Genomic DNA, 17,390 nt, shown 5'->3' on the forward strand with positions numbered 1-17,390 from the left:
CGCGGCCTAAAACATTGACGGAATTAGAACAATCAGTAAAGGAAGCTATTAAATATTTCAACACTCAACGAGCTTATACATCCAAAAACGGCTTGACCGCGGAAAAATTCCGCGCTCAAGCCGCATAAACTATTTTTCTATTTGAACTGTATACTTGACAGGCGCTAGTGCCGAAAAGCCGACTTGGCGCTTTGTTATTATAATAAAACGATTACCTTACCAAAGGAATGACGTCCCTCTAGGAAAGTGTGGGCAGCAGCAACTTGATCCAGACGAAAGACTTTACTTGGCTTGGCCACAATGTGTTTTCCTTCAATTAGGTGGAGCATGTGATTTAGTTTTACGCCATCTACATTTCCAGAATAGAAACTGGTGAGGTAGGCGTTAGGGGCGATATCCATAATCGGATCAAACCGTGGCAGGTACCACTGGTTGCCTAGCTCACCAGTAGAACAGACGATTCCGCCAGCCCTGGTATGCTTAAAGCTGTTCTTGACCGTGGCCGGACCGATCAGTTCTAAAACCTTGGTAAACTTACGATCCGTTTGAAGCTCACCCTTGTGGTCCACAATCACGTCGTCAAAGCCCTGATTGAGTAACAGATCCTGTTTGGCCGGGTTCCTAGTCGTTCCGGCAACGCGAATTCCTGGATAGCAGGCCTTGACCAGGTTGAGGAAAGCCACCCCAACTCCGCTCGTGGCTCCACGGACGAGAATATCATCATTCGATGTCAGTCGCAGGTTCAGCATTGAACCATAGGCTGTGTAGTAGGTCTCCGGAACTGTCGCTAAGGTCTTCCAGTCGAGTCCAGTGGTGACTGGGTAAATCTGAGCGTTGGGCAGCAAGACATATTCCGCATATGAACCGTCAAACGCCCGGCCCATCTCACCCATGATAGAAACAACCTTCTGCCCCACTGGCAACCTTTGAGAATCGGTGGTGGCCGCTATCACGCCTACGCATTCAATTCCCAAGATGCGGGGAAACTTAACACTAGGCGACAAGCCCTGCCGAGTGAATATTTCCGAGTGGTTAATCCCAAAGCCCTTAATTTTTACCAATGACCAGCCTGGCTTGACTTGTGGAGTTGGAACCGTCGTATAAATTAGCTTTTCTGGTCCGCCAGCTTCTTTAATAACCACTGCTTGCATTAATCAATTCCTCCCTCAATTGAAAATTTATTTGATCACTAAAATCAAGCCAACCAATAACACCACCCAAAGCAGGGCTCCTATCGCGACAAACCAATTTTCATATCCTTCGGCATGCCCATAGCGATAGTCATTATGGTAACGTTGCATAGCAGCAATTATCAGTGTATTAATACCCAAACTAAGAAGGGCAATTCCCCAGCAAATGCTTAAACGATCAATAACATCCGCATTCCATAATTGATACTCACTAACAATTCCCAAGGGGATACTTGCAATTAGGGCTGCTAAATCAGCACCAATAAGCACATTATAGAATCCACTTCGACGAGCCAAAACTGCGGTAAGCAACTGAGGCAGCTGCCAAAAATGACCAGCTTGGATAGTAATTACTAAAATAGCTGCCAGCACCGCTTGTCCATGCCCACCAAGAGTAAAAAATAGCGGAATTACAACCATTGTAAGAATTATCGTGATTGGTCCCAGCCAAAGCGGTAGGCGATCCGGCAGGCGGCGAGTACTAGCGACAAAATAATTTCCCAACGTTGCTAACAATATAGCGAGCGCCGTGAGTATTCCTGTCATTACCGTTAAATGACGGGGAAAAAGGATCACAGCTGGTTTCCCCCAAGCTAATATGATTGTACAAATTAGAGTAAGGGCGTTTCCGATTGCTAAATTTTTATAGCGAATAATCCCTGTTATGGGAATATTTTGATAGATCAATAGCTGATTATAAGCGCTAGCTCCAATCCAAACGAAGGCCAGCATCAATGCCATTTCAACCTGATCACCACTAGGCTGTCCTATCGACTGGCCGCATTGCTGAAACATTTGTCCAATACTCCAGTAACTCCCAACCCAAATCAATGGTAACTGTGGCGTTAAAATTAATGGCTGACGCGGCCAATGCTCCTGCACGTTTTTTCACTCCCTTCTTAACTTCAAAACAATCTTACCACAACAAAATCTGCTATCATTGATATTAAGCAATCTTTAGTTAAGGAGTCCTATCAAATGTTTAAGCCTATTCTTGGCCTCAAGGGAAGCAGCGACCGCGTCCAAATTGACGATCGCATTCAGTACCACCCAACTGTTTATGAATTTTTCACCGCCGCTAGTGATTTCACCACCGATGGCTACCAGCGACTCTATGATGCCATTCAGTATGTCCAATCCAAGGGTATTCATCAGATCGTTCTTCACCATCCGATGAAGTTTGGCAATCACCACTCCGAAGTCGTAGCTCCTGAGAAATACTACCCAGACCTCTATCGTTTTATTGAGACGACCACCGCACAGCTGATCCAGCTAGGGCATGACCTCAACGTCCAGGTCCTGATTCATGGCGGCTATTCTGGCCCTGAGGTTGAGCATATGGTTGATCTCTACCCGAGTATTGAGGATGCCCGCCAGGCTGTCTACCATCGCCTGGACCGGTTTGCCGACGAGGGTGGCAACCAGATTATGTTTGAAAATTCGATTGCCCCGGTTTTTGCCTACGGACACCCCGACCAGGAGGATGAAATCCTAGATCATCACTACCGATTGGCCTTTGATACCTCTCATTGCTTCATTGAGCTGCATGGTGATAACCCTGGCCTCCAGCGTTCCCTGCGTCACCTAGCCCCGGCTGTTGTCCATTACCACCTAGTCGACTCAATGGGAATGACCCACGACAGCCTGCAGCTAGGAAAGGGCAAGATCGACTGGGCACCGGTATTGCCGTTGCTCAACCCAACGGCCACTAGCATTTATGAGATCAACCTGCACAATCAGAACGATTGCCAGGAACAGCTGGCCAGCCACCAATATCTGCTGGAGATCTACCGGCAGTTAAAGGAGAATTAGTATGAAAATTCATATTCACCGTCGTCACATTTCCCTTGTTCTAGCGCTTTTTCTCCTCTTTCTAGCGGTCACCTACTGGGGAGTCGTTGCCAAGCTCCTAAAGACAATCTTGGGAGCATCCATACCTTTACTTATCGGCTGCGTAGTGGCTTACATCGTCAATCTCCTCCTGCGTCAGTATGAGCATCTCTACCAGCATCTGCTGCCCGGCCTTCGCGCTCAGCGTTTCAAGCGAGCTGTTGGCATCGTTCTGTCCTACCTATCGATTATTATCATTATCGCGCTAGTCATCCGGCTCGTGATCCCTGAAATCGTTAGCTGTGTCCGACTGTTGGTCACCAACCATGGCCGGGTCATCAATCGCTTCATCTCCACTGTCCAGGAGAACAGCAATTTTAAGGACTTCTGGAAGAGCTTTGATCCCAAACATCTCGATTGGAATCAAATCGGCAAGTACGTTGGCTATGGGTTTGGGGGAACTCTAAAGACCGTCATGTCAACTGCCAGCTCGATTGTCTCCGTAGCAACGACTGCGATAGTTGCCTTCTTCTTTTCAATCTACCTTCTGATTTACAAGGAGATGCTCTCCCGACAGTTCAACCGGCTGATGGATACCTACTGCAGCAAATTCAAACGGCCGATTATGCACGTTATCCACACCTTCGATGAAAGCTACAGCAACTACATCGTCGGTCAGTGCAAAGACGCCGCTATCCTGGGGATCGCATGCTTCATCGGCATGAAGCTACTGGGGATGCCATATGCCTCCATGATCGGGGTTGTCACCTTCTTTGGCGCTTTGATTCCGATCATCGGGGCAATTCTAGGAGCCAGCATCGGGGTCGTTCTAATCTTTGCCGTTTCCCCAATCAAGTCGTTGATCTTTCTAATCTTCATCATCGTCCTTCAGCAGTTCGACAATCGGGTCACCTACCCGCTGGTCGTCGGTAAAAGTATCGGTTTACCGAGTGTCTGGGTCTTCGCCGCTGTTATTATCGGTGGAGGAATCTCCGGTATTCTGGGGATGATGCTAACTGTACCGTTGTTTGCCGCGATCTACAAATTGATTGCCGAGGACATTCAGCATCGGCACGTGAAAGCCAATAATTAATTTGTATAGCAAAGGTGGCTGAGAGAAAATCATTTCCCTCAGCCACCTTTATTTTTTCATATATTAATACGACTATCAGACCTTTTGTAATCACTATTCCTTTTGAGAAGCACCGGTCGCGGCATCCGGCACATCATGATCGTCGATGGTCAATTTGTCAGAATCGTCCGCAACCACGGCGCCATTCTGGTAGTGCTTACCATAACGTTCCTTGAAGGGCATCCCCAAGGCACGTGCCCAGTCAGTCGTTGGGTTGTGCACCCGACCGGTAATATGGGTCACCTCGATGGACCAGACTGCAAGGTTTTGGACATCAGCCGCCGCAATCGCCACTGGAATTGTGTTGACGTAGTGATGAATCAGCATCCTGATTGCAGCAAGCTTCTCTTGGGGATCTGTCAAACGCTGCGGTGTCCCAGTACCGATCACACTCATGAAGGACGGGCTAAAATCGCTTGGCCGCGGTGGGGTGTAAATGAGGTTTTCGTGACCATGGTCAGTCTCAAAACCAATCGTATCCGCATGGTCGAGGGCAGCTGCTTTCTCGCCATCCCCCGTCCCGTGAATATAGATAGTGTAGTGGCCATCTACTCCTTCCCGGTAACCATAATGCACCGGCACAATATAGGCACCGCGCTGGTTAGTCAAGCCCAGACGCAGGATCTGGCACTGGTCAAGGATCCAGGAAAGTTTGGCATGATCAGTGATGATGTCCTTACGCATATGCCACCCTCCATTTCAAAACACTTCTTATTGCATATCAGTTGGTACTTCAGCTGCCGGGTTATCCTTCGTCAAGTGGTAAACCTTGGTCGTTTCAACGTCGAAGTACTTATTGATCAGCTTGCTCAGTTCTTCCATCGCCTCATTGGCTCGTTCGGCCTGTTCGGCGTTGACAGATTCGATAACCGCCACAACATTTTGAGAGTCCTCCGTCAGCATTGTCCGCTGAGCATCACGCCAGTTCAGGCAACGGCAAACGGCTCCCTCTTCGTCGTAATAGCAAACTTCACCGGGCAGGGTTGGCTCGTCGTCATCGGCACCAACCGGACGGAAGGACTGACCACCGTCAACCTGGCCAAGATGCATGGCCCCCTTAATCTTATCCCGATCTTCCATGCCAACCGGTACCCCGTAGGTCATGGAGACGCTATTGTAGACGTCCACCATCGGGTCAATCGGTTCAAAGGTCCGGCCCTGGTTGGCTCGCTTTAGTAAGGCTTCAACAGAGGCCCGGGCTCCCTTCTTCTTCTTGAACTGCTGGTATGCCTTCCGCCATTGGTCGATCACTGGATTCAATCGGAAAGTCTCGTTCGTTAGGAACTTGTCCGCTTCCTTGGCCGCGTTGGCAAGCATCTTGCGCCGTTCAGCAATGTTCTTATCCGTGTCATGGTTATCAATTCCATTGGCATATAAAATATTTACTTGGGCGTCCGGGAAGAGTTCCCAGAAGCTTTGGTCAACAACAACTTTTTCCATTTGAAAAGCCTCCTTAATATTCTCGCTTACCGCCATGCTTGACCAGGTCCCAATCACTGTCGATATTATGTCGAATCCGGACCAGGTAGTCATGGACCTGCTGAGCTTCCTTATCAGTAAAACCACGAAGCGCCACCGCGTTGGAGTGCTGATTCTCACGAATGATGAAGGGGTAGATTTTCTTTCCCTTTTCAGTGACAAACAGCCGCTTGATCTTCTTATTCCGTGGATCACTGCGTCGCTCAATGAAGCCCTTATCTTCAAGTTTCTTGACGGCGCGGGCGATCGTGGTCCGATCAACCTTTATCAAGTTCGATAGCTGCTCGGAGATAATGCCTGGGTGCTCGTAGATTCGGACAACATAGAGGTACTGGCCCCGTGCCAGCCCAATCTGCTTAAATTCAATATTTGACATCGAATCCAATGCGCGTTCAATCATCCCGACTTCCCGTAAAATATCGATCATGGTAAAAATCTCCTCGTTCACTATAATAGCACTTTTTGTTGCAAATGCAACAAAAAGTGCTGAAAATTAAAAGAGCGTCCTTTGCAGACACTCCCTTACTTATCCCTTTTCAACCTTCAAAGGCTTCTGTTGCCGACGCATGTCACCGAAAATATGCTCGGCCTTGAGGTGGGCCAGAACCGCCTTAATCGCTGACTCCATCAACTCCTGATTAGTTGGGTCAATCTCCACATCATCATCGATCGGCTGACCGGTCAGGATTGACTCCAGAACGGTCGCAAAGTGATCATAGGCCAGCTGCGGATATGTGGTAATCGTCAGTTGAGCAATTCCGGCACGAATATCGTCAATGTTGAAGCTAACTTTGAAAAAGCCAATCAGCAGCAGGTCAACCAGCTGGTTAACGGCATACTTCTTCTTGACCGGAGCCTGAATGACCTTCTTCTTAACGTAGTTATTGACCATCGCCTTGGTCAGTGGCTCAACGTCAAAGCTGGCCAGTTGTTCATTGACAACCGTCACCACCTGGTCAACATACAAGCCCAAGGTTGGCAGCTCTTTCCACCGCGGTAGGCGGACGTGCTGAACAGTCTCTTGCCAGTGTTGATAGTCCGTTATTTTTTTCATTGTCCTTACCTCGTTTCACTTACATGGCATAACACCAATTGAATGATTGTCAAACTTACTGGTCGTCAGAACCGTTTGGAGGACCTGAGCCAGCTGCTGCTCGCTCACGTTCTCTCCGGTCAGGGGTTGCCCCTCATCTGTAATCTTAATCTCTGGTGCACCGGCTCCCAGTGGCAGGGCACGAACCACCACATAAGGGAGCTCTAACTCGTCGATCATCTTAACCGCGTATTGGTGAGCCCAGACCGCTTGTAGTGCGTGTTTGCCGTACCATTGCTTAAGCTGGGTCTCATCTGCATCGTCAGCAATACCGGCAATCGAAAGCATTACGATCTTCTGGGGCGGAAAGAGGGAGCGATCGACCAGGGCAGCCAGCTGCTGAACCTCATCATCGACCGGGTCACCAGCCTGGGGAAGCCAACAGAGGATATCCCCCGCCTCCAAGTCGACATCAAAACTATTGGCTGCTACGGCCGCGTATGAGTTTTCCATAATTAACCGGGCCAGTTTATCGTGGCGACGGCTGATTATCACAATTCGTGCCATTATCTTTCCTTTCTAGTAAGCCATCAGTTCATCCTCAACCGAGGCATCCTCGATGCGGACGTCGGTAATCGTACTCTGCTCCAGAAGTGGTAGAAGGGCCTGAATATTCCCCGTGTAAAGAAAACGGGTCTCATTGGGCGCCTCTTCGAGCATATGAGCCCCCATCCGAACCGCCATCTCCACCGGCAAACCAGTGCCGGTAACGGTGACTGTACAATCGACCCCGTCTCCCAGGTGCAGGGCCCGGACAGAGGTCAAACGGCTACCGTTAAAGTAATAGATCACATCAGCAAAGCGCATCATAGTCGAGACATTTTCACTAGTAAAGAGAACCAGGGAGTTGGTCTTCTGAGTGTAATCCTTAAGTAGCTGTCCCATTGTCAACCGGGATGATTCGGTTAGCTGGTCAAGCCCTTGCCCCACCACGACAATTGGCCGACGCAGCGCCAATAGGAGAATAATCTTCAGTTCCTGTTGCTGACTGTCGTTTAGGGCTGCTATCTTGGTGTCTGCTTGGAGAGCTAGCGGCTGTAACATCTTAAGGGTAGCTTCCAGGCTAAGTGCTCCGTCTTGGTGCCGACAAGTCTTCTTGATCGCCTTTTCAATTGTCCTGCCTCGCAGATCGATCTCCGCCAGGTTGGCAATCAGCTCGTCATGGTGACGACGGAGATACTTTAGGTTATGGCCATTAACATTAGCATCCCCATCTAGGACTTTCCCGGCACCAGTGATCAGCTGTTCCAGCGATGAGGCAGCCCCTTCATCGTTACTACAGATTGCAACCATCTGCGGCGATACCAGTTCCATTGAAACATCCTCAAGTTGATCCCCAGACTTAGCCTCAAACATCAGGTTACTTAAGCTAATTCGACTCAACTTTCTGCTCCCCCTTATCTTCTCATTACTTACTTATAATTTTAGCATTTTATACCTAGCAGCGGGGAAATCTTTATAAATCTGTTCGATATAACAAGCGATAACAAAGCCATGGCTAATCGTAACATGACTGATAAACTGTTAACCGCGTAATTGTAGTATAATTAATCAAGATTTAAACTTGAACATCTTAGAAGGAAGTATGACTATATGGCCCCAATCAACATCATCTATATTTCAATTGAAGGGAACACGCGCGCGTTCATCAAACGCCTCAGCGCATATGCCGAGCAACAACACGCATTCAATAACGATAAGCCACTGATCAACGCAAAGGAAATCAGTGACCAGACGATTCCCGAAACGGAGAAAGAACCCTTCTTCGTCTTCGTGCCTACCTACCTGACCGGGGGGAATGGCATCGATTCCGGCTTCACCGAGATCATGACCAACGCCCTGGGTGAATACATTGAAGACAGCAACAGCGCTAAAAAATGCGTCGGCGTCATTGGCTCAGGCAATCGGAACTTCAACGAACAATATTGCTTGACCGCTCGCAAGTACGCTAAGCAATTTTCCGCTCCATTTCTTGCCGACTACGAGCTACGAGGCACCGCACGGGACGCTGAACATATCTATGCTATCCTGTGTCAACGCTGGGCTAGCGTGAATGCTTAACCTAAAAAGCCCCTCCGACAACCGGTCATGGTTGCCAGAGAGGCTTTAAATTATTGCTGCGGTGCATCGGCAGCGGTGGTAATCAACCAGGTAATCCCGTACTTATCGACAACCTGACCCATCTGACCATCGAACATCCAGCTGCCAAACGGCACTGTCACCCGCTGGTCAGCCGATTCCGCCAAGCGATCAAAGAGCTGACGAGCCGCACTCGTATCGGCGAAATTTAACATAAGCGAAACCCGGGCCGAGGACTGTGGCGTTCCCATTGTAGCATCTGCACAGATAACCTTCTGTCCGGCAATCGTAAACTCACCCCGCAATGTCGTCTGCTGGAGACTTTCATCATCCGTTGCCATACCGAGGCTTTCCGCCTGTTCCTGGTTGAACGGTTGGTGGTATGTGATCGTCGCCCCAAAGGCCTGGACGTAATAGTCCATAGCCTCCTTGGCATTCTTGAATGTTAAGTACGGGTATATTCTTGCCGTCATAATTTTCCTCCGTGTCAATCTTCATCGTTGATTATATGGTCCAAACCGGTTCCAAGTCAAATTTTTGCCGAATGGTTTACCATACTCTCATCGTTATTTAATCATAGATGAAAATGCTTTATGCTATAATGGTATGGCTTAAGTTAGTTTAATGTTTTACCTACACTTATATTATAGAAAGGAAGAATAATGTGAAAGCAGTTAAAAAACATAGCCCACTCTTGATTGTTGGGCTCCTCCTCCTGGGGGTTTGCATGCGTATGCCGATTACCGCCATTCCTTCAGTCGTCAAAGAAATCGCTCACACCTTCGCAGTGGCTCCTACCAGTCTTGGGATCTTAACAACGATCCCCTTGCTCTGCTTTGGTCTCTTGTCGGCAGTTGTCTCTTCGACGGCTCAGCGATTCGGTAACGAACTAACCCTTGAGGTAGCTATGGTGATTATGTTCGTCGGTTCCTACCTGCGGGTTCTTAACTTCGCTTCCCTGATGATTGGGACCGTGATGGTCGGAATCGCCATCACTTGCATCAATGTCCTCCTACCAGCCATTATCGCTGACAAGTATCCTGACCGAATTGGGAGCGTCACTGGGATGTACAACACTGCGATGACCCTGTTTGCGGCCATCGGGGCCTATGCCATCACCCCAATTACCCACCAGAGCAGCTGGCAGACTGCAATTATTATTATCAGTGTAATCGCCTTGGTTGCTGCCATTATTTGGCTACCCAACCTCAAATATAACGAACGGGCAACCACTAGTGAAGAAAAGCCAGCAAAGGGAACTAATATGTGGAAGAATATGAACGCCTGGTGGCTTCTTCTCTTCTTCGGTGGCCAGTGTTTTGTCTTCTATAGCATTGTTGCCTGGCTGCCGTCAATCGCTATGGACGCCGGTCTTTCCAGCGACCAAGCCAGCCTAATTGCCGGTCTGCTTCAGCTCTTCTCGATCCCATTTGCCTTCCTGGTACCGATTATCGCCACCAAGATGGCTAACCGGCAACCAATCATGCTCTTCGCCGGTATCTCGTCACTAGTAGGAACTATTATGATGTTTTTCCCGGTCAGTTCATTTGCATACTATTGCGTAGTCGCCCTGCTTTTGGGGATGGGAACCACAACTACCTTCGTTCTAGCAATGACCTTGTTCGGGCTTAAAACTAAAAACGCGGCCGATACCCGGAACCTGTCGGGAATGGTCCAGTCTGTTGGTTACCTGATCTCCGCTCTGGGACCAATTATCGTTGGTAATCTTAATGCCCGGACACACAACTGGTTCGCCAGCCTGATTGTCATTGCTATTGCCTCAATCTTCTTCACAGTCTGTGGAGTTCTGGCCGAACGCAAACAATATATTTAGTAATAAAAATAAGCATCGGTGAGTACCGATGCTTATTTTTTGTCATACAGATTTTTGGGATGCGGTTCACCCTTGATCTCATGCTTGACATGATTAAGCATGTCGTCGATCATCTCCACCACGTGCGGATCGTCGAGGATGTAATAAACCCGGGTACCCTGCTTGTGCTTGCAAACCAGCTGATAGCGGTAGAGAATACCCAGCTGCTTGGAGACGACCGGCTGAGCAATCCCGAGATCGTTGACGATTGTAGAGACGTCCACCGCCCCGGCTTGGTGGCGCAGGTAGTACAGGATCGTGATCCGAGTACCGTTGCTCAACACCTTGTATATCTTTGTTGCTTCCTCAATCAGGTCATCCGCCGGTAGCACCACGGTACACCCCTTCCTTTTTAGAAACTATTATACCAGATTGAACAGATGAAAAATCAGGCCACTATCGTAAAAGACGTACAGTCCCACTCCAATATAGACAATCTTCATCAGAACCTCACCGTACCGAGCCAGAAGGTGCTTAACCACGGTCAGGTTCCCAAAGTGTTTGATCAAGGCCACCGACACGGCCGCCAAGAAAAGAACGAAGATCACCGTTAGTACAAAGCCCCAATAAGTCTCGTTTACCAGGACTGGTAGGAAAATCGATAAGTTGCAACCCGCACACACGGCCAAATAAGTGACCAGGATCGCTACCACCGGACTACGGTGCGAATTATGACTGGGATCCTCATCGCTATCGTGCAAGGCCATGTAGATTGGCAACAAGCCGAGAAATCCCAGTAGCCACTCTGGCAAGAACAGATCTAACACTTTACCGATGAAGAAGCTGGTAACCAACAGAAGAGTAATTCCTAACAGGTAACCCACCATCACTTCCTGGGTTCGGTAACGATCCAGGAGAAAAAGAAGAATGAAGAAAAAGTCCAGGTTGACCGCCAAAAAAGTAATGAAAATCAATGTTATGTTCATGGTTGCACCTTAAATATGCTAAAATCGATATATTTAACTGATATAATATTCCACTTTAGGTATGTTTACAAGAGGCTTTTGATTTTCTCCCAAATATATGCAGCGTGGTTACATAAAGAACCAAAAAAATTTGCTCTAGACCATTAAATGATAATCGCTTAACAAAGAGTCACTATGGCGCTCTTTTGCCTCGGTATTCCATTTTCAGCAAATCTATGACTGATGAGAAAACGTTTCCTTTTTTAGTGCAGAAAAGCCGCGAAGAGTTTATAATTGGGTCGTTATAGAATTTCTGAAATTTCAGAAGGAGTGAACTTTTTTGGCTACAGAAAATAAAGCTGTCATTACATTATTTGGGGCAACCGGTGACCTGGCTAAGCGGAAGCTGTACACCGCCCTCTTCAAGCTCTATCAAAAGGGCTACCTGGCTGACCACTTTGCCCTTCTTGGTACCTCTCGTCACGAAATGAGCGACGAAGAATTTCAAAAGTTGGTTCAAGACTCAATCAAAGATATCGAAGAAACGCGCACCGGTGAGGCTGCCGACTTCGCCAAACATTTCTTCTACAAGGCTCACGACGTTACGAAGCCTGAGCACTATGCCATCTTAAAGGACCGGATTACTGAATTAGACAAGCAATTCGGCACCGACGGCAACCGCCTCTTCTACATGTCAATGGCACCACAATTCTTTGGCACCATTGCATTGAACCTGAAGAAGCAGGGCCTGCTTTCTGACAACGGCTTCAACCGTCTGGTCATCGAAAAGCCATTCGGTCGTGACTTCGACTCCGCTAAGAAGCTGAATGATGAATTATCCAAGACCTTCGATGAAAACCAGATTTTCCGGATCGACCACTACCTGGGCAAGGAAATGGTGCAAAACATCCAGGCGCTGCGCTTCGGTAACACGATCATCGAATCACTTTGGAACAATCGTTACATCGACAACATCCAGGTAACGCTGAGTGAAAAACTGGGAGTTGAAGAGCGTGCCGGTTACTACGACAACTCCGGTGCCCTTCGTGACATGGTCCAAAACCACATCATGCAGATCGTTGCCCAATTAGCGATGGAACAACCGGTTTCCTTCACCGACACTGATGTCCGGGTTGAAAAGATCAAAGCACTGCGGAGTCTGCGGGTTTACACCCCATCTGAAGCCGCTGCCAACTTTGTTCGTGGCCAATACGACGCCGGTAACGGGACGGAAGCCTATCGTGACGCCGATGGGGTTGACCCTGAATCCGGTACTGAAACCTTCGTTGCTGCCAAGCTGTTATTCGACAACTACCGCTGGTCTGGAGTACCATTCTACGTTCGGACTGGTAAGAAGTTAGCTGACAAGTTCACCCGGATCGATGTTGTCTTCAAGAAGCCGTTGATTGACATCTTTGCCGACCCACGTCACGAAAGCGACCAATCCCTGAACTCCAATGTTTTGACCATCTTTGTTGAACCGAAGTCTGGCTTTGCTATGCAGTTGAATGCTAAGCGCGCTGGTCAAGGTTTCACTACCCAACCAGTCAACCTGAGCTACCTGCAAAGCGATACCGACAAGAAAGAAGCTCCAGAACCGTACGAACGTCTCTTCCACGATGCTCTGGAAGGAAACCACACCAACTTTGCATCATGGGCCGAAATCGCCTACGCATGGAAGTTTGTTGACGTCATCCGTAAGCTCTGGGATATCGAAAAGCCGCAATTCCCTAACTACACGCCTGGCTCAATGGGGCCCGCAGCATCCGATGAACTGCTGGCCCGTGATGGCCGCAAGTGGGTTTACCGGCTCAACCACTAATATTTTAGATAGGGAGACTTTAAAGCGTTTAGTTTTTAAAGTCTTTTCAATTTAATCGGCATATCGATTGCAGGTCGGTAATTATTTGTTATAATGGGCATTGTGAAACGAAATACAAGTTTTATGAGGAGAGTGACTTTGATGTCTGATCAAAAAGCACAAATTGGTGTTGTTGGTTTAGCTGTTATGGGTAAAAACCTGGCCTTAAATATTGAGAGTCGGGGATTCACGGTTGGTGTCTATAACCGGCACCGCAACCGGACTGATGAAATGATGAAGGACCACAGCGACAAGAAGCTCGTCCCAAGCTACACAATTGAGGACTTCGTGGACTCCCTGGAGAAGCCACGGCGGATCCTGCTGATGGTCAAGGCTGGTAAGCCAACTGATGCAGTAATTAACGAATTACTCCCTCTGCTGGACAAGGGTGATGTCTTGATTGATGGTGGGAACACCAACTTCCACGACACCATGGCCCGGAACGCCAAGCTCGACAAGTCTGGTATCAACTTTATCGGCATGGGAGTTTCCGGTGGTGAGCTTGGTGCTCTCCACGGCCCTGCTCTGATGCCAGGTGGCCAGAAGGAAGCCTATGACCTGGTTGCCCCAATCCTAACCAAGATTGCTGCCAAGGCTGAGGAAGATGGCAAGCCATGTGTTGCTTACATCGGTCCTAATGGTGCCGGTCACTACGTCAAGATGGTTCACAACGGTATTGAATATGGTGACGAAGAGCTGATCGACGAAAGCTACAACATCATGCGTAACGTCCTAAAGATGCCAGTTGACGACATCGCCAAGACCTTTGCCGAATGGAACAAGGGTGAATTATCCAGCTACCTGGTTGACATCACCGCTGATATCCTGACTCGTAAGGATGACCTGGGTGACGACAAGGACAAGCCAATTGTTGACATGATCCTCGACCGGGGTGCCAACAAGGGAACTGGTAAGTGGAGTTCTGAAACCGCCCTTGAAGGTGGTGCTCCACAATCCGTGATCACCGAAGCCGTTTATGCTCGTTACATCTCTATGATGAAGGACGAACGTGTAGCCGCAAGCAAGGTTCTTCCAGAGGTTACTGAATCCATCACCATCGATGACAAGAAGGAATTGATCGAAAAGGTTCGTGAAGCCCTCTACTTTGGTAAGGTAATGTCCTATGCTCAAGGATTCGAACAGATGCGGATCGACTCCGAACGCTACAACTGGAATCTGAAGATGGGTGAACTGGCTCAAATCTGGCGGGCTGGTTGCATTATTCGGGCTCAGTTCCTGCAAAACATCACCGATGCTTTCGATAAGAACCCTGACCTGAAGAACCTCTTGCTGGATGACTACTTCAAAGACATCGCCAAGAAGTACCAAAAGGCTATCCGGGACATTGTTGCTCTTGCTGTTAAGGCCGGGATTCCTGTTCCTGCTCTTAGCGCAGCCATCAGCTACTACGACTCATACCGGGCAGAAGTTCTTCCTGCTAACCTGTTACAGGCTCAGCGTGACTACTTCGGTGCTCACACTTACGAGCGGGTTGACCGTCCTGGTAACTACCACTACAGCTGGTACAAAGAACAATAAATTCAAACCTAACCAATTAATGAAGAGAATCACCGTCATGGTGGTTCTTTTTTTGTATAAATATTTACTTCAACCTTTTACCAAAGTAATCAACTCCCCATCGCTCCGCTACCTTTCAAACAATACACATGACAGTTTCAACGTAATTGTGCATGAAATTATGCTTAGCAACCGCCCTATTTCGTAAAACTTTACTAAAAAAGCATTGACATCTTTATTGAAAGCGCTTAACATAGCAGTTGTAAGTTATATCAAAGCTGTTGCAGAAAAGGGGAGTCAATATGGATAGTTCAAAGAAAGAGCAGCATATTGTCCGCTCGCGCCTGGCATACTCGCTGGGGGCCTTTGGTCATGATGCTTTCTTTGCATTACTTTCTACTTACTTTATGATGTACGTTACTGGTCACCTGTTCGATTCTGGTGACAAGCACTTCGATAACAAGATGGTCGGTTACGTTACACTGATCATCCTGATTCTGCGGATTGGTGAATTAATCATCGACCCAATGATCGGGAACGCAATTGACCGAACCAACACCAAATGGGGTAAATTCAAGCCTTGGGTTGTTGGCGGTGGTGTTATTTCAGCCGTCTTGCTTGCTGCACTGTTCACGCCACTGGGTGGTCTGAACATGAGCAACCCAATCCTTTACCTGGTTCTATTTGCTATTATTTATATCATTATGGATGTGTTCTATTCCTTTAATGATGTTGGTTTCTGGTCCATGGTTCCAGCGATGTCCTTCGACTCGCACGAACGTGACAAGATTGCTACCTTCGCCCGGGTTGGTTCAACCATCGGTGGTCAGATCATCGGTTTTGTCATCATGCCAATGGTCCTGTTCTTCTCCGTCAAGCAAAACGGCGGGACTGGTGATGACCGTGGTTGGTTCATCTTTGCCGCAATTGTTGCCGCAATTTCCGCCATCACTGCGATCGGTGTTGGAATGTTCACGCACGAGCAGAAGTCACTTCTTCGTGAAAATAAGGAAGAGACCAAGTTCAAGGACATCCTGAAGATCTTAGTCAAGAATGACCAACTGCTGGCCATCGCATTATCCTACCTGTTCTTTACAACTGGTCAGACCCTGCTGAACAGTTTTGAGCTTTACTACTTCACCTACATCTTAGGTAACTCCAAGGCCTTCTCCATCCTGGGTGGTTTGAACACGGTTGTCGGGGTAATCTCCGTCTTCGCATTCCCACTCTTCTCAGGTAAGATTGGTCGTCACAAGCTCTTCTACGGTGCCGCTTCAATCGAAGTTCTTGGTGCCCTGATCTTTGCCTTCGCTGGCAAGTCCTTAGCACTTGTATTACTTGGGGCCGAATTGTTCTTCATCCCACAACCGATCATCTTCCTGGTTGTCCTGATGACGATCACCGACTCCGTTGAATACGGTCAATTGAAGCTGGGTCACCGTGATGAATCATTGACCCTGTCAGTTCGTCCACTGCTTGATAAGTTCGGTGGTGCCGTTGCCAACGGTGTCGTTGGTGCTGCTACTGTTGCTGCCGGGATGACCGGTGGTGCTACTGCCGCTACGGTTACTGCTCACGGCGTAAGTATCTTCAAGATCTACATGTTCTTAATTCCAATTGCTCTGATTGTTATCGGGATCATCATCTTCGCCCTTAAGGTTAAGTTGGATGAATCCTCACACGCCAAGATCGTTGCCAAGCTGGAACAGACTTGGGGTAAGCAATTCAACAAGGGTGGTCAAGATGCCGCTGCTGAAGAACCAGCAGCACAACCACAGCCAGGTGTTACCGAAATTCCTGCACCGGTTGCCGGAACCCTCGTTGACCTCAAGGACGTTAAGGATAATGCCTTCGCCAGTGGCAGCATGGGTCAAGGTTTCGCTATCAAGCCATCTGATGGTAAGGTTTACGCCCCATTCAGTGGTACCGTTCGGGCAACCTTCTCAACCCGGCACGCGGTTGGACTGGTTTCCGACAGTGGTGTTGCCCTCCTGATCCACATTGGGATCGACACAGTTAAACTGCACGGAACAGGCTTCGTCACCTACTTCAACAAAGGTCAACACGTTGAAAAGGGCACTGAGCTGATGGAATTCTGGGACCCAACCATCAAGAAGGCCGGGCTCGATGATACCGTCATTGTTACCATTACGAATAGCGAAGAATTCAACTTTGCAATGCTGGAGCAGGCCGGTGCTGAGGTTACCCATAAGGATAATATCCTAAAGGTTACCAAGAAGGACCAAGCTACTGATTAGTCAGCATAAATAAATCGAAAGCTACCCGTAAGCATGGCTATAATGCCCTCTAAGTATACAGATGAAATAGAAAATTCATCTTATATACTTGGAGGGCATTTTTTGTGGATAGGAATTCAAAATATAGTACAGAAGAAAAGCTATCGATATTAAACGAATTAAGTCATTCTAG

At 48.1% G+C, this 17,390-nt stretch carries 19 protein-coding genes; 8 read left to right on the forward strand and 11 right to left on the reverse strand.

Annotated features, from left to right (window positions below; translation table 11 throughout):
- The first annotated feature begins 14 nt into the window (after positions 1–14).
- Complete coding sequence (locus CK797_RS08760; RefSeq protein ID WP_225365041.1) at positions 15–128, forward strand: IS3 family transposase; 114 nt, start codon at positions 15–17, stop codon at positions 126–128.
- Between the two features lie 69 nt (positions 129–197).
- Here CK797_RS08760 and CK797_RS08765 read toward each other — a convergent pair whose 3' ends face one another.
- Both CK797_RS08765 and CK797_RS08770 read right to left on the reverse strand, forming a co-directional pair.
- Complete coding sequence (locus CK797_RS08765; protein WP_104689360.1) at positions 198–1,151, reverse strand: alcohol dehydrogenase catalytic domain-containing protein; 954 nt, start codon at positions 1,149–1,151, stop codon at positions 198–200.
- Positions 1,152–1,178: 27 nt separating this feature from the next.
- Positions 1,179–2,072 (reverse strand): hypothetical protein, encoded by an 894-nt coding sequence (locus CK797_RS08770; protein WP_146085287.1) that lies wholly within the window; start codon positions 2,070–2,072, stop codon positions 1,179–1,181.
- Between the two features lie 96 nt (positions 2,073–2,168).
- Here CK797_RS08770 and CK797_RS08775 point away from each other — a divergent pair, with 96 nt between their 5' ends.
- Positions 2,169–3,002 carry a TIM barrel protein gene (locus CK797_RS08775; RefSeq protein WP_104689362.1) on the forward strand — a complete coding sequence of 278 codons (834 nt, stop codon included), beginning with the start codon at positions 2,169–2,171 and terminating at the stop codon, positions 3,000–3,002.
- A gap of 1 nt (position 3,003) precedes the next feature.
- Entirely contained in the window at positions 3,004–4,113 is a 1,110-nt protein-coding gene (locus CK797_RS08780) for an AI-2E family transporter (protein WP_104689363.1), read from the forward strand.
- A gap of 93 nt (positions 4,114–4,206) precedes the next feature.
- On the opposite strand, the gene CK797_RS08785 is transcribed toward CK797_RS08780, so the two are convergent.
- The 6 genes from CK797_RS08785 to CK797_RS08810 all read right to left on the reverse strand — a co-directional run bounded on the left by CK797_RS08785 (position 4,207) and on the right by CK797_RS08810 (position 8,107).
- On the reverse strand, positions 4,207–4,836 hold the full coding sequence (locus tag CK797_RS08785) for a pyridoxamine 5'-phosphate oxidase family protein (RefSeq protein WP_104689364.1): 630 nt from the start codon (positions 4,834–4,836) through the stop codon (positions 4,207–4,209).
- Positions 4,837–4,863: 27 nt separating this feature from the next.
- Complete coding sequence (locus tag CK797_RS08790; RefSeq protein ID WP_104689365.1) at positions 4,864–5,592, reverse strand: B3/4 domain-containing protein; 729 nt, start codon at positions 5,590–5,592, stop codon at positions 4,864–4,866.
- A 13-nt stretch (positions 5,593–5,605) separates the two neighbouring features.
- Positions 5,606–6,058 (reverse strand): MarR family winged helix-turn-helix transcriptional regulator, encoded by a 453-nt coding sequence (locus CK797_RS08795; RefSeq protein ID WP_104689366.1) that lies wholly within the window; start codon positions 6,056–6,058, stop codon positions 5,606–5,608.
- Between the two features lie 99 nt (positions 6,059–6,157).
- Positions 6,158–6,685 (reverse strand): DUF1836 domain-containing protein, encoded by a 528-nt coding sequence (locus CK797_RS08800; protein ID WP_104689367.1) that lies wholly within the window; start codon positions 6,683–6,685, stop codon positions 6,158–6,160.
- Positions 6,686–6,700: 15 nt separating this feature from the next.
- Positions 6,701–7,231 (reverse strand): NAD(P)H-binding protein, encoded by a 531-nt coding sequence (locus CK797_RS08805; RefSeq protein ID WP_104689368.1) that lies wholly within the window; start codon positions 7,229–7,231, stop codon positions 6,701–6,703.
- A gap of 12 nt (positions 7,232–7,243) precedes the next feature.
- Positions 7,244–8,107, reverse strand: coding sequence for a multidrug ABC transporter ATPase (locus CK797_RS08810; protein ID WP_104689369.1), 864 nt, complete (start codon positions 8,105–8,107; stop codon positions 7,244–7,246).
- Positions 8,108–8,317: 210 nt separating this feature from the next.
- On the opposite strand from CK797_RS08810, the gene nrdI reads away from it, so the two are divergent.
- Positions 8,318–8,785, forward strand: coding sequence for a class Ib ribonucleoside-diphosphate reductase assembly flavoprotein NrdI (gene nrdI / locus CK797_RS08815; protein ID WP_104689370.1), 468 nt, complete (start codon positions 8,318–8,320; stop codon positions 8,783–8,785).
- Positions 8,786–8,835: 50 nt separating this feature from the next.
- Here nrdI and CK797_RS08820 read toward each other — a convergent pair whose 3' ends face one another.
- Positions 8,836–9,276 carry a VOC family protein gene (locus CK797_RS08820; protein ID WP_104689371.1) on the reverse strand — a complete coding sequence of 147 codons (441 nt, stop codon included), beginning with the start codon at positions 9,274–9,276 and terminating at the stop codon, positions 8,836–8,838.
- Positions 9,277–9,467: 191 nt separating this feature from the next.
- On the opposite strand from CK797_RS08820, the gene CK797_RS08825 reads away from it, so the two are divergent.
- Entirely contained in the window at positions 9,468–10,637 is a 1,170-nt protein-coding gene (locus CK797_RS08825; protein ID WP_104689372.1) for a CynX/NimT family MFS transporter, read from the forward strand.
- A 32-nt stretch (positions 10,638–10,669) separates the two neighbouring features.
- Here the strand turns inward: CK797_RS08825 and CK797_RS08830 are convergent, their stop codons facing one another.
- Both CK797_RS08830 and CK797_RS08835 read right to left on the reverse strand, forming a co-directional pair.
- Positions 10,670–11,008, reverse strand: a complete 339-nt coding sequence (locus CK797_RS08830; RefSeq protein ID WP_104689377.1) for an ArsR/SmtB family transcription factor — start codon at positions 11,006–11,008, stop codon at positions 10,670–10,672.
- 30 nt (positions 11,009–11,038) lie between these two features.
- Positions 11,039–11,602 (reverse strand): cadmium resistance transporter, encoded by a 564-nt coding sequence (locus tag CK797_RS08835; protein WP_104689373.1) that lies wholly within the window; start codon positions 11,600–11,602, stop codon positions 11,039–11,041.
- A 319-nt stretch (positions 11,603–11,921) separates the two neighbouring features.
- Here CK797_RS08835 and zwf point away from each other — a divergent pair, with 319 nt between their 5' ends.
- From zwf to CK797_RS08850, 3 genes are all read left to right on the forward strand, one after another.
- Entirely contained in the window at positions 11,922–13,403 is a 1,482-nt protein-coding gene (zwf, locus tag CK797_RS08840) for a glucose-6-phosphate dehydrogenase (RefSeq protein ID WP_104689374.1), read from the forward strand.
- 141 nt (positions 13,404–13,544) lie between these two features.
- Positions 13,545–14,981, forward strand: coding sequence for an NADP-dependent phosphogluconate dehydrogenase (gene gndA / locus CK797_RS08845; RefSeq protein ID WP_104689375.1), 1,437 nt, complete (start codon positions 13,545–13,547; stop codon positions 14,979–14,981).
- A gap of 281 nt (positions 14,982–15,262) precedes the next feature.
- Positions 15,263–17,218 carry a glycoside-pentoside-hexuronide (GPH):cation symporter gene (locus CK797_RS08850; RefSeq protein ID WP_104689376.1) on the forward strand — a complete coding sequence of 652 codons (1,956 nt, stop codon included), beginning with the start codon at positions 15,263–15,265 and terminating at the stop codon, positions 17,216–17,218.
- Positions 17,219–17,390: the final 172 nt, after the last annotated feature.

This window comes from Limosilactobacillus pontis (genome assembly GCF_002940945.1).
Classification (GTDB): Bacteria; Bacillota; Bacilli; order Lactobacillales; family Lactobacillaceae; genus Limosilactobacillus; species Limosilactobacillus pontis_A.